The organism is Marinovum algicola, from assembly GCF_900109145.1.
GTDB classification, from domain to species: Bacteria; Pseudomonadota; Alphaproteobacteria; order Rhodobacterales; family Rhodobacteraceae; genus Marinovum; species Marinovum algicola.
In genome coordinates this window covers 77,371-97,274 of sequence record NZ_FNYY01000008.1, presented here as the reverse complement: position 1 = coordinate 97,274, position 19,904 = coordinate 77,371, and the positions used below count along the sequence as shown (strand labels likewise).

The following is a 19,904-nucleotide window of genomic DNA, read 5'->3' as shown; positions in this document are numbered from 1 at the left end:
CGACATTTGCAGCGATGAAAGCCGCATCATGAAACAGATCGTCACCGCCACCATGCTTGCCACCTGCCTCGCCCTGCCGGCCGCCGCGCAGGAGGAGTCGGAGGACAATTACAACCTGATGGAAGAAGGCGCCAAGCTGTTCTTTCGCGGGCTGATGGACGAAATGGAACCGGCGCTACGCGAGCTCGAGGGCTTCGCCCGCGAGATCGAGCCCAACCTGCGCAGCTTTGTCCGCGAAATGGGCCCAGCGCTGCGGGATCTGATGGCCGAGGTCGAGGACTGGAGCGCCTATCACCCGCCCGAGATTCTGCCCAACGGCGATATCATCATCCGCCGCAAGACCCCGCAAGAGATGCTTGACGCGCCGGTGACCGGCGACACCGAGATCGAGCTTTAGGTCGTGACCGGACGCCGGCGGCGGAACAGCCGCCGCAGCACCGACAGCGCCGCACCGACCAGCAGCAGCCCGGTCAGATAGCCGACACCGGCAAAGGTGACGCCCTCGAAGGTGGTGGGCACCGCCGGTTTGTAGGCCTGCCAGGCGCGTTCGGCGATGACGCTGTCGGTCATTCGCGTGGCGAAATAGGCGCGGGTAAAGGGCCCGGCGCCCTCGAGCGCAGCCAGATCCGCCGAAAGCTTCTGATGCCGCGCAATGGTCGCCGCCATTGTCGCGGCCCGCGCCCGTGCCAGCGATCCGCCGCGCGAGAGCTGCGACAGCGCCTCGTCGCGGTTCAGCCCGACGTCGGAAGCATCCGCATCGAAGTCTTCCACCACGCGCGCCAATTCGTCCACCGCGCCGCCCAGCCGCTGGGCATATTGCTGCGAGAACTCGGGGAATTGCGACAGGCCCACCGCGCCGGCGATCCCCCCCGCGAGACTCAGGGCTTTTGCAAACATGGCCTGTCCTGTCGGTTCTGCTCAGCCCAACCATAAGGCGCGCCATCGCGCCCGATCAAGCCCGGCTTACAGCAGGTCGCGTACCCGCTCGGGCGGACGGCAGAGGCGCACGCCTTTCGGGCTGCACACCAGCGGCCGTTCGACCAGCTCGGGATGGGCCACCATGGCGTCGAGGATCGTCTCGTCGCTGGTGCCCTCATCGAGCAGGCCCAGCTCCCGGGCCGGGCCGCGAGCGCTGCGCAGGGCGTCACGCGGGCGCAGATCGGCCGCCGCGAACAGCGCCTGAAGCTGCGGCCGGGTCCAGCCGGTCCCGAGGTAGGGCACCACGGTCGGCTCCTGTCCGGCGGCGCGGATCAGATCGAGCGCGGCGCGGGACTTGGAGCAATTGGGATTGTGAAAGATGACAATCGCCATGGCTTATCCGTTCAGCTTGCGCAGCCGCGCGGTGACCGAGAGACCATGCGCCTCAAGGCTCTCGGATTTCGCCAGCACCTCGGCCGCCGGGCCACAGGCGCGCAGGGCGTCGGGCGACATCTTTGACAGGGTGGTGCGCTTCATGAAATCGAGCACCGATAACCCCGAGGAAAACCGCGCCGAACGGGCGGTGGGCAGCACGTGGTTCGGGCCGCCGACGTAATCGCCGATCGCCTCGGGCGTCCACTGGCCGAGAAAGATCGCGCCGGCGTGGCGGATTTTCCCGCTCAACGCCTCCGGGTCGGCGACGCAAAGCTCGAGGTGTTCAGGCGCGATGCGGTCTGACAGCTCGGCGGCTTCGTCGAGGTCGGCAACGGTGATTACGGCGCCGAAATCACGCCAGCTGGCGCCGGCAATGGCGCGGCGCTCCAGCGTTTCGAGGCGTTTTTCCACTGCCTCGGCCACCGCACGGCCGAACTCCGCGTCATCGGTGATCAGCAGCGATTGCGCGCTCTCGTCGTGCTCGGCCTGGCTCATCAGGTCGAGCGCGATCCAGTCGGGGTCGTTGTCGCGGTCGGCGATCACCAGAATCTCGGAGGGGCCGGCGATCATGTCGATGCCCACCTTGCCGAAGACCCTGCGTTTGGCGGCAGCGACAAAGGCATTGCCGGGGCCGGTGATCTTGTCGACCGGCGCAATGGTCTCGGTGCCATAGGCCAGCGCGGCAATCGCCTGGGCACCGCCGATGCGATAGACCTCGTCGACCCCGGCGATCCGCGCGGCCAGCAGAACCAGCGGGTTCACCACGCCATCCGGCGTCGGCACGGTGATCGCCAGCCGGTCGACACCGGCGACCTTGGCCGGGATCGCGTTCATCAGCACCGAAGAGGGATAAGAGGCCAGCCCGCCGGGCACATAGAGGCCCGCCGCCGAGACGGCGGTCCAGCGCCAGCCGAGCGTGGCGCCCTCGGGATCGGTCCATTGCTGATCGTCGGGCAATTGGCGCACGTGATAGGCGCGGATCCGCTCGGCGGCAGTTTCCAGCGCCTGACGCTCGGCGTCGGGCACCTTGGCGCACTGCGCCGCGATCTCCTCTGCGGTAAAGGCCATGCCCGCGGGGTCGAGCGTCAGCCGGTCAAAGCGCTCGGTCAACTCGACCACCGCCCGGTCGCCCCGGCACCGGACGTCGGCGATGATCCTGGCGACGGTATCGTCGACATCGGGGCTGTCTTCACGCTTGGCGCTCAGCAGGGCGCGGAACTTGGCCTCGAAATCGGGCGCTGAGGTCGACAGAAAGACGGGCATGGCGGGCTCCTGATGGCTCCCGCGAGACATAGACCGCCGGGGGGAAAGGCTCAAGCCGGGGTCAGACCGGCTGCCAGTTCATGTGGGTGAACGCCTCGCGGAAGGCAAAGCGTTCGAGATGGCGGTCGATCACGTTGCGGCCGCGTTCGCGGGTATCCTCGTCAGAGCCGGGAATCTCGATGCGCAGCTCGGCGTCGTCGGCACTCAGGCGCACCTCGCCAAAGGGAAATTCGATCGCGCCGCGAGTGGTGTCGAAGCTGGCCGGCACCTTGTGGGCAAAGTGCTTGCAGAGCTGCTGGAGGTATTTCGAGGCATTGGGGGTCTCAAAGGTGCCGGTCTGGGGCATGGGTATATCCTGACAATTTCAATAAGGATCATGTAGCGTGGAGACCCGCAGGTTTCAAGCCATCCCCGCCCCGGCCCGCGCGCCGGGGCCTCGCGGTTCGTCTCAGGCGGCCCCGGAACCGGGTCAGATTATTCCCGGTCCTCCGCCTCACAGCACCCGGATTACTTCCTTGCCCACCGACAGCACATAGCCGCGCCGGGCGATGTTCTTGACCAGCAGCGCGCTGACCAGCTGATTGCCCAGCCCGTCACGCAGGCGCTTGATTCGCGTGGCACCGGCCGCCTCTTCGCAATCGGCCTCCGAGCGGCCGGAAATCATCGCCTCGATCTGCGCTCCGGTCAGCACCTCTTCATCCATCCGCGCCTCGGCCAGAACGCACAGCGTCTCGATCGCGGCATCGGTCAGCCGGAAGCCCATGTTGTTGAGATAGACGGTCTTTTCATCGCGGCTGATCAGCAGCGATGAGACCTGGATGCCGGAATGCTCGATCTGCGCCATGCGCCGGTTGAGCGTGACCAGCATCACCAGAAACACCAGGGTGGCGATCAACAGGCTGGCGGCAAAGACCAGCAGCACAAAGATCACCATGCGATACGACGTCAGAGTTTCGGAAAAAGCGGTGCCGGACAGCGCGAGGATCTCCAGCAGCTTGATCTCGGCCGCGCTGGTCAGCGCGTCGTTCTCGACAAAGATGCGCTCGACCCGGGCGTTGAAGGCATTGGCATCCGGCAGGGTCATGAACAGGAAAACCGCCGCCAGCGCCAGAATCGCCACCACGGCGCCGATGCCCCATTGCACCAGCCGGCTTCCCGAACGGCGCAGCTCTGCGGCGGTGGTGTCGGTATCGATCAAATCTGTCTCCGGATCCTGGCCGCGACATGACGCATGAAGCCGCGCCCGGCGTCAACCGGCCTCACTCCTGCCGCACCGAGAGCACCTTGAGCAGCGTCCGCCCCTGTTCGGCGAGTTGGGCCTGCAATTGCGCCTCGGCGTTCTCTCGCGTGCAGGCGCCGCGGATCGGGGTGATGTCATAGATCAGCTCGAGCGGGTTGTCGCGCTTGGCCTTGTACTCGGCCAGACAGGCGGCGCCGGCCCAGGCGGGCGTCAGGCCGACAGAGGCCGCAAGGGCGATAGAAGCAAGGGTTTTCCTCATCTCTCCAAGCTGCGCGCTTTGGCGGTGTTTTTCAATAACAACAGGGGTTTTCACGGGGCGTTATCCGATAACAGCCCCCTGTTATTGCCTCTCTGGCCGGCTCGACCCCAAGCTTTTGTCATCGCTGGTCCGATGCCGGTCATCCCCCGGTGCGGACCCTGATGAAACGAAGAGGTGCCGTAGAAAGGAAATTCCGATGTCGCGTAAAGTCATACCCAGCCTGGTGGCCGCCGCCCTGGCCCTGACCAGCCTGTCCGCCGCCCCCGCCGCTGCCGACCACAGGCACAACCTCAACCGGTTCATTGCCGGCGCCGGGACGATCCTGCTGCTCAACGAGTTCTCCAGAGGCGGAAGCGCCAATGTCTATCGTGACAATCGCGACACTGACCGGGGCTACACCAACCGCGGGTACTCGCATCGCGGCGACAAGGACCGCGGCTTCAAACGGGGCCGCGCGCCGCTGCCCGGCTATTGCCTGAGGCGCATCCGAACCCACCAGGGCCCGGTCCGCATGTTCGGCAACCGCTGCCTGCAACGCAATTACAGCCAGGCCGACTGGCTGCCGCGCGCCTGCCGGATGCAGGTGCGGGTCTGGCGCAACGGTCACAAGGTCACCCGCGTGGGCTATCACCCGCGCTGTCTCCGCAACCGCGGATATAGGGTCGCCGGACGTCGATAAAGCCCGGTCATGGTCGCACGCGATCGGGCCAAGGTGCAGGACAAAGCCCCTGCGACCTGCACCGCGCCGGGGCGCTCCTTAGGGGGCGCCCCGGTCCGTTTCCGGCACCGGCTGCGCCGGCGGCAACCTTTCCGCAACCAATTCCTGTCATGCCTGCACCTGCAAGGACGGTAGGACACAGGGCGAACCGATGGTCACACAGGCACTCGAGGTCTATGACGCCAATCTGATGACCGTCGTCACCAGTGCGGGCACCTCGCTGCCGGTCGGCAGTGCAATCCTCAACCTCTCGGATATCCCTCGCGGAACGGTTTTTGTCTTTGCCGGCGGCACGCCCGAGACCGTGACGCTCGAAGATGTCAGCCGCGATACCACCGTGCTCGAGGATGACCAGACCTCAAAACACACGATCATCGATGGTGGTACCCTGATCGCCAGCGGCACCGGTGTCGCGGCGGAATCGCTGATCACCATGCAGCAATATGACGCCAGCGGCACCCCGATCGGCGATCCCTTCACGCTCACCGTGTTTTCGCAGAACGGGATCGATCAGGACGTCTGGGCATTCCAGTCCGACGTGCCGCTGGAGCCCGGCGGATATTATCGCCCGACCGGCGGCAACCTCATCGGCAGCGCCACCTATGCGCAGACCGTCTGTTATGCCGAAGGTACGCGGATCGACACGCCCCGGGGCCGCCGCCGCATCGAAGAGCTTGCAGTGGGCGACCTGGTCAGCACGCTGGATCACGGGCCGGCGCGTATCCTCTGGTGCCATAGCGAGGATCGGGCGCTGACGCGCCCGGCAGAGGATTCCACACCGGTGCTGATCTCCGCCGGCGCGCTTGGTCCCGACCGGCCGGCGCAGGATCTCATCGTATCGCCGCAGCACCGCCTGCTGGTCGGCGGGCGCGGGCAACTGGCCGGCCTGCCGATCCGCGAGGCGCTGGCCCCGGCCAAGGCGCTCACCGGGCTGCCCGGCATCCGCCTGATGCGAGGCAAACGCCGAATCCGCTGGCATCATTTCGCCTGCGCCCGGCACGGCATCGTCACTGCCAATGGCTGCCTCTCCGAATCGGTACTGCTCGGGCCGATGGTGCTGGCCACGCTCGCCCCGCAGGAGCGGCGGGCGGTCGCCCAGGCCTTTGCCGGCGCAGTCGGCCCGGTGCTGAACGGCCCGCCAGCGCGCGACTGCCTGACGGTCCGGCGCACGCGTTGCCTTGTTTCGGAGTGGACAGCGGGGCGCAAGGCCCGCGGCGCCACCCTGGCCGACTGGGATCGCGACCTTCTGCGCGAGCCGCGGGTGGCCGAAACCACCCGCCGGCGCGGCTGAGTTCGGCCAGAATCGGGCCGCGGCCCTTCTGGCACTTGCGCCCCGACGGATTCCGCGCCAGTGGAAGACCATGACACAGCCTGACATGAGTTTCGAAAACGCCGCCCGCGCCGAGGGCTTCCTGCGAATCGCCGGGGTGGACGAGGTCGGCCGCGGGCCTCTGGCCGGGCCGGTGATGGCCGCAGCGGTCATGCTCGATCCGGTGCGTGTGCCGCTGGGTCTCAATGATTCCAAGGTGTTGTGCGAAACAAGGCGCAGCGCGCTGGTGACCGAGCTGGAAGGCTGCGCGCAGATCGGACTGGGCACCGCCAGCGTCGCCGAGATCGACAGCCACAACATCTTGCGCGCCAGTCACATCGCCATGCTGCGCGCCGTGGCGGCGCTGCCGGAGCCGCCGGATTTCCTGCTGATCGACGGCAATCTCCTGCCCCGCGGGCTGACGCTCCCGGCGCGCGCGGTGGTCAAGGGCGACAGCCGTTCGGTGTCGATCGCGGCGGCCTCAATTGTGGCGAAAATCAGGCGGGATTATATCATGCGGGATTTGGCGCAACACTTTCCGGGATACGGTTGGGAAACCAATGCGGGTTATCCGACGAAATCGCACAAGGCCGCTCTGACAAGCCTTGGTGTGACCCCACACCATAGACGTTCCTTCAAACCGGTCCACAATATCTTGTATCAAGCGAAAAACCCAACCCCTTGATTCAAAAAAGAAATTGACCGCGAATCAGCTTTGACTCATCCTGTCGGCAACCAACGAGTGCGATAACGCACCGGGGACAGAGGCAGAAAATGAAGACAAAAACCAAGGCAAAGGGGGCGGTTACGCTCCCACTCAACACGATTCTTGCTGGCGACTGCATCGAGGTGATGCGGAGCCTGCCCGAGAATTCTGTCGATCTGATCTTTGCGGATCCCCCCTACAATCTGCAACTCAAGGGCGAGCTGCACCGGCCCGACAATTCCCGTGTCGACGCCGTCGACGACCACTGGGATCAGTTCGCGTCCTTCGCCGCCTATGATCGGTTCACCCAGGAATGGCTTTCCGCCGCGCGGCGCCTGCTCAAACCCAACGGGGCGATCTGGGTGATCGGCTCCTATCACAACATCTTCCGCGTCGGCGCGGCGATGCAGAACGCGGGTTTCTGGATTCTCAACGACGTGGTCTGGCGCAAATCCAACCCGATGCCGAATTTCCGCGGCAAGCGCTTCACCAACGCCCATGAGACGATGATCTGGGCGTCCAAGGAAGAGGGCGCAAAGTACACCTTCAACTATGAGGCGCTGAAATCGTTGAACGAAGGCATCCAGATGCGTTCGGACTGGGTGCTGCCGATCTGCAATGGCGGTGAGCGGCTCAAGGACGAAAGCGGCGAAAAGGCCCATCCGACGCAGAAGCCGCAGTCGCTGCTGCACCGGGTTCTGGTCGGCTCGACCAACCCGGGCGACGTGGTGCTCGACCCGTTCTTTGGCACCGGCACCACCGGCGCGGTGGCCAAGATGCTGGGCCGCGACTTCATCGGCATCGAGCGCGAGGAGGCCTATCGCAAGGTTGCCGAGGCCCGGTTGGCCAAGGTCCGCCGGTTCGAACGCGAGGCGCTGGAGGTCACCGCCTCGAAACGCGCCGCGCCGCGTGTGCCTTTCGGCCAGCTGGTCGAGCGCGGCATGCTGCGCCCGGGCGAAGAGCTCTATTCGATGAACAAGCGTCACAAGGCCAAGGTGCGTGCCGATGGCACGCTGGTGGGCGGCGATGTCCGTGGCTCGATCCACCAGGTCGGCGCGGCGCTGGAAGGCGCGCCCTCGTGCAATGGCTGGACCTACTGGCACATCAAGCGCGATGGCAAATCGGTGCCGATCGACGTGTTCCGGCAGCAGATTCGCGCCGAAATGGGCCACCGCCCGAACTGAGGTTTCCCTCCAGAAGACCAAGATACCGCCGGTGCCTGTCCTCGTGACGGCATCCACCTGGCCCCGCCGTCACCGGCGGGGTTTTTTCGTGCTTGCCGACCGGCGCTCATTGCCACAGGAACCCGCCCCCTTCCGCCGCGTTGGCCAATCGGATAAGCCGGAGCCAGCCCCTTTCCGCCCTGTCCCGTCAGCCCAGCCACGAGGCCCGAGCCCATCATGAAACCGATCCGCCTGATCTCCGGCATCTTCACCGTCGGGATATGGACCTTGCTGAGCCGCGTTCTGGGGGTCATCCGCGAGGTGATGATTCTCGGGCTGATCGGTCCCGGCCCGGTCATGGACGCCTTTGTCGCCGCCTTCCGGCTGCCCAACATGTTCCGCCGGTTCTTTGCCGAGGGCGCCTTCAACGCTGCCTTCGTGCCGATGTTTTCCAAGCGGGTCGAGGCGGCGGAAGACCCCGAAGGGTTCGCCTCCGAGGCGGCTTCGGGGCTGGCCTTCGTTCTGCTCTGCCTGACCGGCCTGTCGCTGGTCTTCATGCCGGCGCTGGTCTGGGCCACCGCCGAGGGCTTTGCCGGCACCGAGCGCTTCGACCTCACGGTAAGCTTTGGCCGGGTGGTCTTTCCCTATGTGCTCTTCATCTCGCTGGCGGCGCTGTTTTCCGGCATGCTCAATGCCGCGGGCCATTTCGCCGCCGCCGCCGCCGCGCCCTCTTTGCTCAATCTCTTCGTGATCCTGGCCATGGGCCTCGCGGCTTTGCTGGGCGGGCCGGTCGCCGAGGTGCTGATCTGGACGATCCCGTTTTCCGGCATTGCCCAGTTGGCGCTGGTCTGGTGGGCGGTGCGTCAGGCCGGCTATCGGCTCGACTGGCGCTGGCCGCGCCTCACCCCCGACATGAAACACCTTGCCGTGGTGGCGCTTCCGGCGGCGCTGGCGGGCGGGGTGATGCAGGTCAACCTGCTGGTCGGCCAGCAGGTTGCCTCGAACTTCGAGAATGCGGTGGGCTGGCTTTACGCCGCCGACCGGCTCTATCAGCTTCCGCTCGGCGTGGTCGGCATCGCCGCCGGCATCGTCCTCCTGCCCGACCTGTCCCGGCGGCTGAAATCCGGCGATGGCGCCGGTGCCCGCGATGCGCTGTCACGGGCCAGCGAATTTGCCTTCATCATCTCGCTGCCCTGCGCCGTGGCGCTGGTGGTGATTCCGCTGCCGCTGGTCTCGGTGCTGTTCGAACGCGGCGCCACCGGCCCGGACGACAGCGCGGCGATTGCCGTGGCGGTGGCGATCTATGCGTTGGGGCTGCCGGCCTTTATCCTGCAAAAGCTGCTGCAACCGATCTTTTTCGCCCGCGAGGACACCAGGAGCCCGTTCCGCTATGCCGTCTGGTCGATGGTGATCAACGCCGTGGTGGCGATCGGGCTGTCCTTCGTGATCGGCTGGCTCGCGCCGGCGGTGGCAACATCGGTCGCCGGCTGGGCGATGGTGGCGATGCTGGCGCTGGGCAGCCGCAGGTTCGGCGAAACGGTGCGCTTTGATGCCCGCTTCCGCCGCCGCATCTGGCGCATTGTCCTCGCGTCACTTGCCATGGGGCTGGTGCTCTGGGGCTTGAATGCGGCACTGGGGCGCTACCTGACGATGGACTACATCCGCTACCCCGCCCTTGCGGCACTCATCATGCTGGGCAGCCTGAGCTACTTCGCCTTCGGACAGCTCTTGGGCGCCTTCACCTACCGAGACGTCACCGGCGCCTTGCGCCGCAGGAGAGCCTGACCATGTTACGCCCGCTGATCACCGCCTCCCAAGGGTTTCCGGCGATGGAACAGCTGGCGGAAGAGGCGCAGGAGACGCTCTGCATGTCGTTTCGGATCTTTGATCCGGAGACGCGGCTTCGGGGCGAGGGTGCCCGCGCCCGCGGGCTCGAGACCTGGGCCGATCTGCTGGCCGAGACGGCGGCGCGCGGCGTCAGGCTGCGGGTGCTGCTGGCCGATTTCGATCCGTTCTTCACCCCGGATCTGCACCGCCTCGCCTGGGCCTCGGCCAACCGCATTCACGCCGCCGTCGACGGCGACGTCCAGGTGCTCTGTGCGCCGCATGGCCAGGCGGCCGGTTGGCTCTGGCGCATGATCATGCGCAGCACATTGCACCAGCGGGTGGCCGAGCTGCGCGAAGAGGACAAGGCGAGCCTGACACCGGTGGAACGCGCGGCGCTTCAGGGGCTGGCCCAATTGCGTCCTGTGACCATCCACCAGAAATTCATCGTCGCCGACGGCAACAAGGCGGTCGTCGGCGGGCTCGACATCAACGAACGCCGGTTCGACACGCCCGGCCATGACCGCCCGCCGGAAGAGACCTGGCATGACGTTTCGATGCAGGTCGAGGGCGATTTCTGCACCAGCCTGCACCGGCATTTCACTGACTGCTGGAACCGTTCGCTGATCTGCGGCAAGAGCCCGGACGGCCGCAAGGCCACCAAACTGCCCGCCGTGCCCGCGCGCAAGAACGACGGCCGGCTCGACCTGCTGCGCACGCTTTCGACGCCCTGCCCCGGCATCGGCCGGCTTGGCCCCCGCCCCGATGTGCGCGAGACCGAAGAGGCGGTGCTGCGCGCGATCGATACGGCCCGCGACAGTCTTTACATCGAGACCCAGTTCCTGCGCCACCGCCCGGTGATCAAGGCGCTCATCGATGCCGGCGAAAGACCGGAGCTCGACCTGATCATGATCCTTCCGCCCTTTGCGGAACGTGTGCTCTTTGACGGCGATTCCGGCTGGGATGCCCGCCATGCCCACGCACTTCAGACCCGCGCGCTTCAGCAACTCCAGGGCGCCTATGGCACGCGCTGCGCCGTGATCGCCCCGGCACAGCCCCGACCGGCGCCCAAGGACAGCCCGGCCATTCACGGCGCCGGGCCGGTCTATGTGCATTCCAAGGTCATGCTGGCCGACGATCACACCGGCATCGTCGGCTCCGCCAATCTCAATGGCCGCTCGCTGCGTTGGGACACCGAGGCCTCGATCCGCTTCGATACCGAAAGCATCATCACGGAGCTGCGCCGGTCGCTCGCCCGGATCTGGCTGGGCGAAACCGAGGCCGACATCACCCGCGCCGCCACCTGGCGCAAGCTGGCCGAGCGCAACGCCGCCTTGCCGCCCGAGCGGCGCCAGGGCTTCGCGCTGCCCTATCCGCTGGAAAAGGTTCGCCGCTTTTCGCGTCTGCTGCCGATCCTGCCCGACGACATGTTCTGAGGCGCGGCCGCGCAACCGGGCCGCTGTCAGATCAAGGCGCCGAAGGCCAGCCCCGACAGGATCGCCCCGGCGACCCCGAGCCCGAGATAGGTGAAAAACACCCGCGGGCGCACCAGCGACCAGACCGCCGTCATCGCCGGGATCGAACTGACCGAACCGGCGATCATGAAGGCCATCGCCGCGCCTGCGGTCATCCCCTGATCGGTCAGCCCCGCCAGCAGCGGCGGCGCGACATAGGCGTTGAGATAGGCCGGCATGCCCACCAGCGCCGCGATCACCACCGGCCCCGCCCCTTCGCCGCCGACGATCCCGCCAATCACCTCGGCCGGCACATAGGTCACCAGCAGCGCCTCGAGCATATAGGCAAACGCCAGCCATTTGAGCAGGAACATAAGGTTCTCGGCCGCCTGGTCGCGAAACACCCGGCGCCGGGGCCGCTCGGTCCAGAAGCGCCAGACCGGACGGCCGGCCAGCGGATCGGGCCCGCAACCGCAACCACCCGATGTGCGGCGCCGCCGCAGAACGTCGGAAAAGACCCCCGCCCCGGTCAACGCTCGCACCGCGAAGCCGCCGGCGAGGCCCAGCGCCACCGCCGCCACCGCCTTGCCGATGGCAAAGGGCCAGCCCAGCGCCGCGGCTGTGATCAGCAGCGTCGGCGGATCGATCAGCGGCGAGGACAGCCAGAAGGCCATGACCGCCGCCAGTGGCGCGCCGAGCGCCAGCAACCCGGCGATGAAGGGGATCACCTCGCACGAGCAGAAGGGCGCCAGCCCGCCGAAAAGCGCGGCCATGACGATGGCCCGCCCCTCGCGGCCGTCGAAGGCGCGGGCAATCAGCGCTTCGGCGCCCGAGGCTTTCAGACAGGCGATCATCAGCACCGCAACGAGGATGAAGGGCAACGTGCCGGCCAAGGCCGCCAGGGCAAAGCGCACCACAGGCAGCGCCTGCCCGGGATCAAGCAGCGCCACGATCAGCGGGATCACCGCCACCAGCGTCCAGGGCGTCCTCAGATGGCGCCAGGCATCGCGCCGCGGGCTCTGGGTCAGCTCAACCATCGTTGGCCGCCGCGCCCGCCACATCGGCACAGCATTCCTTGAGGATGAAATCCGCCAGATCGCGCAGCCGATCGAAATCGGCGTGGTTGAGCACCGTCCGCCCGTCGCGCGCCTGCCCGATCAACCCGGCCCCGGCCAGAAATTTCAGGTGATGCGCCAGCGTCGACGGTGCCATGCCGGTGCGGTCCTGAAGCGCGCCCACCGTCAGCCCCGCCTGGCCCGCGCGGATCAGCACCCGCAGAACCTGCAAACGCGCCTCCGATCCCATTGCGGCAAAGCCTGCCGCGGCGTCGTGCCACTCCATGTTGCACTCCCTTCGATTCGATATAACTAGTTTTGTGGGTATTTTGGCGAAGGTCAAGCCAAGCCGCGAATTTTCTTGAATTTGAAACATGAATCAGTATTCATATTGCGTCATGACGCAGGGATTGCCAAAAACCAAACGCGGGCTTGAACGCCGGGCCCAGCTCTTGCATGCCGCCGAGGTGGTGATCGGTGACAAGGGCTTTTCCATGGCCTCGATCGCCGACATCACGCGCGAGGCCGAAACCGCGCTTGGCACGTTCTACATCTACTTCAGGAGCAAGGAAGAGATCTTCCGCGAGCTGGTGCTGGAAATGGGCCGGCTGACCCGCGCCATGGTGGCCGAGGCGGTCACCGAGGCGCCCGACCGGCTTGCTGCGGAACGCGCTGGCCTGCACGCCTTTCTCAGCTTCGTGGCCGACCGCCCGGCGCTCTACCGCATTGTCGAAGAGGCGCGGTTTGTCGACCCCGAGGCCTATCGCAATTACTTCACCAGCTTCGCGAGGGCCTATGCCGCGCAGCTGCGGCGGGCGCAGGCGGCAGGCGAGATCACCGAAGGCGACGCCGAGATCCGCGCCTGGGCCCTGATGGGCATTTCCAAGACGCTGGGCGAACGTTTCGTGCTCTGGGAGGACAAGCCCGACATCGACCGGGTGGTCGAGGAAACCTTCCGGATGATCAGCGAGGGGCTGGTGCCGTGAGCCCGGACGCCCTGCCCGACATGGCGCACAAGCGGGCCGAGATCACGCCCGAGGCGCCGGGGTTCACCGATGCCGCCAGCGGCCGGGTCTGGGGCTTTGCCGACATCAACCGCGCCGCCGACGCGGTCGCCGCCGCGCTTCTGCACCATGGAATGAACGAAGGCGACCGGCTGGCGCTGCTCTGCCTCAACCGGGTCGAGTTCTTTGTGCTGCTCTTTGCCTGTCAGAAAACCGGCATCATTCTCTGCCCGCTGAACTGGCGCCAGCCGGTGCCGGAACTGCTCGAAACCCTGGCGCCGGTGCGCCCGCGCGCCCTGATCCACGACGCGCCGCATGCCGGTCTGGCGGCCGATCTCGCCAGAGACACCGGCCTTGCGGTCTTTTCCTTCGACGATCTGGCGGATTGGATGGCCAGCCCGGCCCCGCCCCGCAACGCGCCGATCCCGGCCGAGCGGCCCTGGTATCTGCTATTCACCTCCGGCACCACCGGCCGGCCCAAGGCGGTGATCCAGACGCCGCGCATGGCCTGGGCCAATGCGGTCAACATCGGTCAGGCGGTGGCACTGACCGGCGCCGACACCTCGGTCAACTTCCTGCCGCTGTTTCATACCGCCGGGATCAATCTCTACACCCTGCCGCTGTTTCTCAACGGCGGTCATTCCACCGTGCTGCCCCGGTTCGAACCCGAGACGATCCTGGCCCTGATCCGCGCCGGCCAGGTGACGCAGTTCTTTGGAGTGCCGGCGATCTTTCAGGCCTTTTCGCTCTTGCCGGACGTCGAGCGGATCGACTGGACAACCCTGCGCTGCGGCTGCGGCGGCGCGCCGCTGGGCGAGCCGCTGATCCGCTTCTTTGCCGCGCGCGGCTGCAAGGTGCTCAACGGTTTCGGCATGACCGAGACCGGCCCCACGGTCTTTCTGATGGACGCCGCCCGCGCCTCTGACAAGATCGGCTCGGTCGGCCATGCCCAGATGCTGACCGACGTGCGGCTGGCAGGCGTGCCCGATGGCCAGCCCGGCGAAGGCGAAATCGAGATGCGCGGGCCGAACATCACCCCCGGTTACTTCGACAACCCCGAGGCCACCCGCGCGACCTTTACCGAGGACGGCTGGCTGCGCTCGGGCGACATCGGGCGGCGCGATGGCGAGGGCTATTACTTCATCGTCGACCGGATCAAGGACATGTATGTCTCGGGCGGCGAAAACGTCTATCCGGCCGAGGTCGAGCGGGTGCTGCACAGCCACCCGGACGTGCTCGAGGCTGCGGTGGTGGGCGTGCCGGATGCAAAATGGGGCGAGGTCGGCGAAGGCTTTGTCATCGCCCGGCCGGGCACGCGGCTCGATCCGCAGGCGCTGCGGCCCTGGTGCCGCGCGCGACTCGCCGGCTACAAGGTGCCGACGCGGCTGCATCTGGTCGAGGACTTTCCCCGCACCGCCGCCGGCAAGGTGCGCAAATCCGAACTGAGGGCACGCGATGCCGCCGATTGATCTCTCCGCCGACTGGTGCCCGACGCAGGCCGACTTTGACGCCTTCGCCCGGGTCTCGGGCGACGACAACCCGATCCACGTCGATCCGGCGTTTTCCGCCCGCACCTCCTTCGGCCGCACGGTGAGCCATGGCATGCTGATCTATGCCAGATTCTGGGGTCTGATCCGTCAGGCGCGTCCCGAGGCGCGACAGCTCCGCCAGACGATGATGTTTCCCAATCCGGCCTTTGTCGGCGAGCGGCTGCATCTCACGGTACGCGAAACGCAGGCCGGGCGGCTCGAACTGCGCGCGGTGCGGGCCGAGGACGGCGCCGAGGTGCTTCTGGGCGAAACGGAGATCGCGGCATGAAGGTCGGGGACAGGGCCGAGCTCAGGCGCAGCTATACCGCCGCCGATCTGGCAGATTTTGCCGCGCTGGCCGGGGCCGCGCCTGCGGCCCATGTGCCCGAACCGCTGATCGCGGCGCTGTTTTCCCATCTGCTCGGGGTCGACCTGCCGGGCGCGGGAACGAATTACCTCAAGCAGGAGCTGCACTTTACCGGCCGGGCCGCGCCGGAGACCGAGTTGACGGCGACGGTCGAGATCACCCGGTTGCGGCCCGAGAAACACCTCGTCGATCTCTGGGCGCGCTGCACCGATGCCGGCGGTCAGGTGATCTGCGAAGGCCGTGCGCTGGTCAAGACGCGGGACGTCACGCCGGCAGCGCGCGGATAAAGCGGCACAGGGCGTCACTCATCGCCGCCGGTTCTTCCAGATGCGGCGAATGGCCGGAACGGGCAAAGACCTGGTGCCGGGCCTGCGGCGCGGCCTGCGCCAGCCAGGTGGCGGCCGAAGCCGGGTAGACCCGGCTTTGCGCCCCGGAACAGACCAGATAAGGCCGATCGATCCCGGCAATCGTGGCGCGTTCGTCGAGCGTCAGCAAATCTTCCCAGAGCGCCTGCATCGCCGCCGCGTCCTGCGACAGGATCAGCCGCCGCGCCTGCTGCGGCGCCAGCCCCGGTGCACCGGCCGGCGTGGCGAACATGTTGGCGGCGATGCTGCCGGTCGCGGCGGGCCAGTCCTGCCGGATGCGTGCGGTCGCCCGCATAATGTCCTCGGCGCTCTGCCGCTTTAGCCCGTGGCACCAATCCGCCGCCGGGCGCAGGCGCGGGCTCATGTCCACCGTGACCAGCCCGGCGAGCGCGCCACAGCCCTCCCGCGCGATATAGCGCCAGGCTGCTGCCGCCCCCATCGACCAGCCCAGGAGCACCGGCGGAGCCCGGGCTGCGGCCACCTGCTCGGCGACCAGCGCGGCGCAGGCGTCGAGCGTCGCCGGGCGGTCCGCCGCCGCGCCATGGCCGGGCAGGTCGGGCGCATGGCACTGCGCCACATCGCCCAGCCGCGCGGCGAGATCGTCGAAGATCGCGCCACACATGGTCCAGCCATGCAGCAGGATCAGCGGACGTCTGCCGCTCAACGGCCGGTCCGCAGGCGGCCGACAATGCCGGTCGGAAAGAAATAGACGCTGAGGATGAACAGCACGCCCAACCACAGCAGCCAGCGGTCGGGGTTGAGCAGGTCGGGCACCAGCGGCAGGCCGGCGGTGGCCTCGGCGGCCGATCCCATCAGAGTTTGCAGGTAGTTCTGCGCCAGCACGAAGATCGCCGCCCCGATCACCGCGCCATAGATCGTGCCCATGCCGCCAATCACCACCATCAGCAGGATGTCGAGCATGATGGTGAAGGACAGCGTGGTATCCGGCCCGACATAGCGCAGCCAGATCGCAAACAGGCTCCCCGCCAGCGCCGCCACCGAAGCAGACAGGCAGGTGGCGATGATGCGGTAGTAGACCACACGATAGCCGATCGCCTCGGCCCGGAACTCGTTCTCGCGAATCGCCTGCAACACCCGGCCGAAAGGAGAGTTGACCACGCGCAGCAGAACCAGAAAGAGCACGAGGCAGCAGGTGAACACCAGGTAGTAGTTCAGCAGCTTGCCGTTGATCCTGACGCCCATGACCTCGCCCAGCCGAAAGGCCGGTGTCAATTCGCGCGGGATGGAATAGTTCAGCCCGTCCTCGCCGCCGGTGATCGCCGAGAGCTGGCTGACCAGCACCGCCACCGCCGAGGCCACAGCCAGGGTGATCATGGCAAAGAAGATCGCCCGCACCCGCAACGAGAACATGCCGATCACCGCCGCCAGCACAGCCGCCGCCAGCGCGCCGGCCACCGTGCCGACCGCCAGGGCGCCCCAGCCCCGGCCCATCGCGTCCGAAGCCAGCGCAACGCCATAGGCCCCGAGACCAAAGAACATCGTATGGGCAAAACTGACGATGCCGGTGTAGCCCAGGAGCAGGTCATATGAGGCCACCAGCACGATAAAGATGCAGATCCGCGCCGCCGTTTCCAGCGAGCGCACGCCGGGAAAGAGGAAGGGCGCAAAGGCCAGCGCCCCGAGGATCGCCAGCAGGATCACGGTGAGGACAAGCGACCGGGGCCGGTCGCCGGAGAGCAGTCTGGTCAGCATCACTTGGCCTCCACCACCGGCATCATCCCCTGCGGCCGCCACATCAGGATCGCCGTCATCAGCCCGATGTTGGAAATCAGCGCCAGCTTGGGTTCGAGAAAGGCGATATAATTCTGCAACAGCCCGACCAGCAGCGCGCCGATGAAAGCGCCCTCGATCGAGCCCAGCCCGCCGATGATCACCACGATGAAGACCAGGATCATCATCTCCTCGCCCATGCCGGCGGTGATCACCTCCTGATAGAGCCCCCACATCACGCCGCCGAGGCCGGCCAGCGCCGATCCGGCGATGAAGACCCCGATGAAGACCAGCCGCAACCGGTAGCCCAGCGCCTCGACCATCTCGCCGTTCTGCACGCCGGCGCGGACGATCAGCCCGATCTTGGTGCGCGTGAAGACCAGCCGCATGGCGACAAAGAGCACGAGGCCGACAACAACCGCCAGCAGGCGGTATTTCTCGATCGCGGCCCCGGCGAAGGTAAAGGCGCCTTTCAGCGTCTCGGGGCGGGTAAGAAAGATCTCGTCCGGCCCCCAGACCACATGGATCAGCTGCTCGATCACGATCAGCCCGCCGACGGTGACGAGGATCTGCTTGAGATGCGCGCCATAGACGGGGCGCACGATGACCCGCTCGAAGGCCCAGCCCAGCGCGCCGGTGACGATCATCGCCGCCACCACCGCCAGCATCACCGCCGCGACGTTGAGCGCCAGCGACGGCGCGCCGGTCCAACTGCCCAAGGCCAGCAGAACCGAGATGCCGACGAAGGCCCCCACCGAGATAAAGGCGCCATGGCCGAAGTTGATCACGTCCATCAGGCCAAAGACCAGCGTCAGCCCCGAGGCCATGACAAAGATCATCATGCCCATGGCGAGGCCCGAGACGGTCAGCGTCAGCCAGGACGACGGCGCGCCAATGGCAAGAAAGCCCAGCACGACAAGCACGGGGACCAACAGATAGGGCGCCGCCCTGCTCAGCCGCTCGGCAAGCGAGGTGCGGGCAAAGGTCGGGCTGTGATCGGGCGCGACGCTCATGCCTCCACCTCCATGCTCAGGCCCATCAGCCGCTCCTGCAACGCGGCGTCGGCGGCCAGGTCGGCCATCGCGCCGGTCCAGATGATACAGCCGTCTTCCATCACCGCCACCTGGTCGCCCAGCGCCTTGGCGACGGCAAAGTTCTGTTCGACCATCAGGATCGAGGCGCCCTGAGATTTCAGCTCGCGCAGCGCGCCGACCATGGTCGAGATGATCGCCGGGGCGAGGCCCTTGGTGGGTTCGTCGATCAGGTAGAGCCGGCGCTCCTCGGCCATGGCGCGGGCAATCGACAGCATCTGTTTCTGCCCGCCCGAGAGCGTGCCGGCGGCCGAGCGCCAGAAGGTTCTGAGCGGCGGAAAGACCGAGAACAGCCAGTCGCGCCGGGCCGTATCCAGCGGCCCGGAGGCGGCGGCGAGGGTCATGTTCTCCTCGACCGTGAGGCCGGAAAAGATGCCCATGTCCTCGGGCACGAAACCGATGCCGGCGCGGGCACGGTCCGGCGTCGGCATGCGGGTGATCTCCTGGCCGTCAAAGCGGATGCTGCCGGCGCGGGCCTGCCAATGGCCGATGACGGTGCGCAGCGTCGTGGTCTTGCCGACGCCATTGCGGCCCAGAAGCATGGTGACGCCGCCGCGCCCGACCTCGAGATCGACGCCTTGCAGGATGTGGTACTGGGCGATGTCGGTACAGACGCCCGAGAGCGAGAGGATGGGGTCAGACAAGGGCGAGATCCTTTCCCATATAGGCCTCCTGCACCACCTCCATCGCCATCACCTCGCCCGGCGGCCCATCGGCGGCCAGGGCGCCGTTGTGCAGCACGATGATACGGTCGGCCAGCGTGCGGATGACGTCCATCTTGTGTTCGACCAGCAGGATGGTGCGGTCGCGCTCGGCCTTGAGCCCGGCGATCAGATCAAGCACCACCGGCGCCTCGTCGGCGCTCATCCCGGCGGTGGGTTCGTCGAACATGTAGACCGCCGGATCGAGCGCGATCAGCATCGCCACCTCGAGCTTGCGCTGATTGCCGTGGCTGAGTTCCGAAACCCTGGTGTCGCGCAGCGCGGTCATGCGCACCCGCTCGAGCACCGCCAGCGCCGCGTCGCGCAAGTCGTTATCGGAGGCAGCCATCGACAGCAGGTTGAAGCCCTTGGCGCGGCGCGCCTGGATCACCAGCCGGACGTTTTCCAGCGTGGTCAGGTCGGGAAACAGGTTGGTGAGCTGAAACGCCCGCCCCAGCCCCCCGGCACAGCGCCGCGCGACCGACTGGCGGGTGATGTCCTCGCCCCGCAGCAGCACCTGGCCGGCACTGGCGGCGATCTGGCCGGAAATCAGGTTGAAATAAGTGGTCTTGCCGGCGCCATTCGGCCCAACGATGGCAGTCAGCTCACCGGCGGCGAAGGCGCAACTTACCGCGTCAACGGCAACATGGCCGCCAAAGCGCACGGTGAGATCGCGGGATTCGAGAAGCGGTTGGGTCATGGCGGAACGGTGGATTGCAACCCACCCTGCATCGGAGGGCGGCGGGTGGGTTTGCGACCCACCCGCCCCAAG

At 66.9% G+C, this 19,904-nt stretch carries 24 protein-coding genes; 11 read left to right on the top strand and 13 right to left on the bottom strand.

What is annotated here, in order from left to right:
* The first annotated feature begins 28 nt into the window (after positions 1-28).
* Positions 29-397, top strand: a complete 369-nt coding sequence (locus tag BMW90_RS12650; RefSeq protein WP_048529376.1) for a hypothetical protein — start codon at positions 29-31, stop codon at positions 395-397.
* On the opposite strand, the gene BMW90_RS12645 is transcribed toward BMW90_RS12650, so the two are convergent.
* From BMW90_RS12645 to BMW90_RS12620, 6 genes are all read right to left on the bottom strand, one after another.
* Positions 394-897: a DUF2937 family protein gene (locus tag BMW90_RS12645; RefSeq protein ID WP_074836946.1), complete on the bottom strand. Its 504-nt coding sequence runs from the start codon at positions 895-897 to the stop codon at positions 394-396. The two genes, BMW90_RS12650 and BMW90_RS12645, sit on opposite strands and share 4 nt — an antisense overlap.
* 66 nt (positions 898-963) lie before the next feature.
* A complete protein-coding gene (arsC, locus tag BMW90_RS12640) occupies positions 964-1,311 on the bottom strand; it encodes an arsenate reductase (glutaredoxin) (protein WP_074836944.1) in 348 nt (115 codons plus the stop codon).
* A gap of 3 nt (positions 1,312-1,314) precedes the next feature.
* Complete coding sequence (gene hisD, locus BMW90_RS12635) at positions 1,315-2,616, bottom strand: histidinol dehydrogenase (protein ID WP_074836942.1); 1,302 nt, start codon at positions 2,614-2,616, stop codon at positions 1,315-1,317.
* Between the two features lie 61 nt (positions 2,617-2,677).
* On the bottom strand, positions 2,678-2,962 hold the full coding sequence (locus BMW90_RS12630; RefSeq protein ID WP_048529369.1) for a DUF2218 domain-containing protein: 285 nt from the start codon (positions 2,960-2,962) through the stop codon (positions 2,678-2,680).
* 147 nt (positions 2,963-3,109) lie between these two features.
* Positions 3,110-3,814 carry a hypothetical protein gene (locus BMW90_RS12625; RefSeq protein ID WP_074836941.1) on the bottom strand — a complete coding sequence of 235 codons (705 nt, stop codon included), beginning with the start codon at positions 3,812-3,814 and terminating at the stop codon, positions 3,110-3,112.
* A gap of 61 nt (positions 3,815-3,875) precedes the next feature.
* Positions 3,876-4,115 carry a hypothetical protein gene (locus tag BMW90_RS12620; protein ID WP_048529365.1) on the bottom strand — a complete coding sequence of 80 codons (240 nt, stop codon included), beginning with the start codon at positions 4,113-4,115 and terminating at the stop codon, positions 3,876-3,878.
* Between the two features lie 196 nt (positions 4,116-4,311).
* On the opposite strand from BMW90_RS12620, the gene BMW90_RS12615 reads away from it, so the two are divergent.
* The 6 genes from BMW90_RS12615 to BMW90_RS12590 all read left to right on the top strand — a co-directional run bounded on the left by BMW90_RS12615 (position 4,312) and on the right by BMW90_RS12590 (position 11,271).
* Positions 4,312-4,794: a hypothetical protein gene (locus BMW90_RS12615; RefSeq protein WP_048529363.1), complete on the top strand. Its 483-nt coding sequence runs from the start codon at positions 4,312-4,314 to the stop codon at positions 4,792-4,794.
* 190 nt (positions 4,795-4,984) lie between these two features.
* Positions 4,985-6,124, top strand: a complete 1,140-nt coding sequence (locus BMW90_RS12610) for a Hint domain-containing protein (protein ID WP_074836939.1) — start codon at positions 4,985-4,987, stop codon at positions 6,122-6,124.
* Between the two features lie 70 nt (positions 6,125-6,194).
* Complete coding sequence (locus tag BMW90_RS12605; protein WP_074836937.1) at positions 6,195-6,827, top strand: ribonuclease HII; 633 nt, start codon at positions 6,195-6,197, stop codon at positions 6,825-6,827.
* Positions 6,828-6,916: 89 nt separating this feature from the next.
* Positions 6,917-8,032, top strand: coding sequence for a site-specific DNA-methyltransferase (locus tag BMW90_RS12600; protein ID WP_048529357.1), 1,116 nt, complete (start codon positions 6,917-6,919; stop codon positions 8,030-8,032).
* Between the two features lie 216 nt (positions 8,033-8,248).
* Positions 8,249-9,796, top strand: coding sequence for a murein biosynthesis integral membrane protein MurJ (murJ, locus tag BMW90_RS12595; RefSeq protein WP_048529355.1), 1,548 nt, complete (start codon positions 8,249-8,251; stop codon positions 9,794-9,796).
* A 2-nt stretch (positions 9,797-9,798) separates the two neighbouring features.
* Complete coding sequence (locus tag BMW90_RS12590) at positions 9,799-11,271, top strand: phospholipase D-like domain-containing protein (RefSeq protein ID WP_074836935.1); 1,473 nt, start codon at positions 9,799-9,801, stop codon at positions 11,269-11,271.
* A 26-nt stretch (positions 11,272-11,297) separates the two neighbouring features.
* Here the strand turns inward: BMW90_RS12590 and BMW90_RS12585 are convergent, their stop codons facing one another.
* On the bottom strand, positions 11,298-12,326 hold the full coding sequence (locus BMW90_RS12585; protein ID WP_074837030.1) for a permease: 1,029 nt from the start codon (positions 12,324-12,326) through the stop codon (positions 11,298-11,300).
* Positions 12,319-12,630 (bottom strand): ArsR/SmtB family transcription factor, encoded by a 312-nt coding sequence (locus tag BMW90_RS12580; RefSeq protein ID WP_074836933.1) that lies wholly within the window; start codon positions 12,628-12,630, stop codon positions 12,319-12,321. The genes BMW90_RS12585 and BMW90_RS12580 overlap by 8 nt, the downstream gene beginning before the upstream one ends.
* An 88-nt stretch (positions 12,631-12,718) precedes the next feature.
* Here BMW90_RS12580 and BMW90_RS12575 point away from each other — a divergent pair, with 88 nt between their 5' ends.
* Genes BMW90_RS12575 through BMW90_RS12560 form a run of 4 tightly spaced genes read left to right on the top strand, consistent with a single transcriptional unit; the run spans position 12,719 to position 15,531 of the window.
* Entirely contained in the window at positions 12,719-13,330 is a 612-nt protein-coding gene (locus BMW90_RS12575; RefSeq protein ID WP_244526499.1) for a TetR/AcrR family transcriptional regulator, read from the top strand.
* Complete coding sequence (locus BMW90_RS12570; RefSeq protein ID WP_244526498.1) at positions 13,327-14,817, top strand: AMP-binding protein; 1,491 nt, start codon at positions 13,327-13,329, stop codon at positions 14,815-14,817. The genes BMW90_RS12575 and BMW90_RS12570 overlap by 4 nt, the downstream gene beginning before the upstream one ends.
* A complete protein-coding gene (locus BMW90_RS12565; RefSeq protein WP_074836929.1) occupies positions 14,804-15,166 on the top strand; it encodes a MaoC/PaaZ C-terminal domain-containing protein in 363 nt (120 codons plus the stop codon). The genes BMW90_RS12570 and BMW90_RS12565 overlap by 14 nt, the downstream gene beginning before the upstream one ends.
* On the top strand, positions 15,163-15,531 hold the full coding sequence (locus tag BMW90_RS12560) for a hotdog family protein (RefSeq protein ID WP_048529343.1): 369 nt from the start codon (positions 15,163-15,165) through the stop codon (positions 15,529-15,531). Before BMW90_RS12565 ends, BMW90_RS12560 begins: the two co-directional genes overlap by 4 nt.
* Here BMW90_RS12560 and BMW90_RS12555 read toward each other — a convergent pair.
* From BMW90_RS12555 to BMW90_RS12535, 5 genes are read right to left on the bottom strand one after another with little or no spacing between them, the layout of a single operon-like run.
* Entirely contained in the window at positions 15,509-16,273 is a 765-nt protein-coding gene (locus BMW90_RS12555; protein WP_244526497.1) for an alpha/beta fold hydrolase, read from the bottom strand. The two genes, BMW90_RS12560 and BMW90_RS12555, sit on opposite strands and share 23 nt — an antisense overlap.
* Complete coding sequence (locus BMW90_RS12550; RefSeq protein WP_074836928.1) at positions 16,270-17,322, bottom strand: branched-chain amino acid ABC transporter permease; 1,053 nt, start codon at positions 17,320-17,322, stop codon at positions 16,270-16,272. Before BMW90_RS12550 ends, BMW90_RS12555 begins: the two co-directional genes overlap by 4 nt.
* Entirely contained in the window at positions 17,322-18,353 is a 1,032-nt protein-coding gene (locus tag BMW90_RS12545) for a branched-chain amino acid ABC transporter permease (protein WP_048529339.1), read from the bottom strand. The genes BMW90_RS12550 and BMW90_RS12545 overlap by 1 nt, the downstream gene beginning before the upstream one ends.
* A complete protein-coding gene (locus tag BMW90_RS12540; RefSeq protein WP_074836926.1) occupies positions 18,350-19,075 on the bottom strand; it encodes an ABC transporter ATP-binding protein in 726 nt (241 codons plus the stop codon). The genes BMW90_RS12545 and BMW90_RS12540 overlap by 4 nt, the downstream gene beginning before the upstream one ends.
* Positions 19,068-19,832, bottom strand: coding sequence for an ABC transporter ATP-binding protein (locus tag BMW90_RS12535; protein WP_074836924.1), 765 nt, complete (start codon positions 19,830-19,832; stop codon positions 19,068-19,070). The genes BMW90_RS12540 and BMW90_RS12535 overlap by 8 nt, the downstream gene beginning before the upstream one ends.
* Between the last annotated feature and the right edge of the window lie 72 nt (positions 19,833-19,904).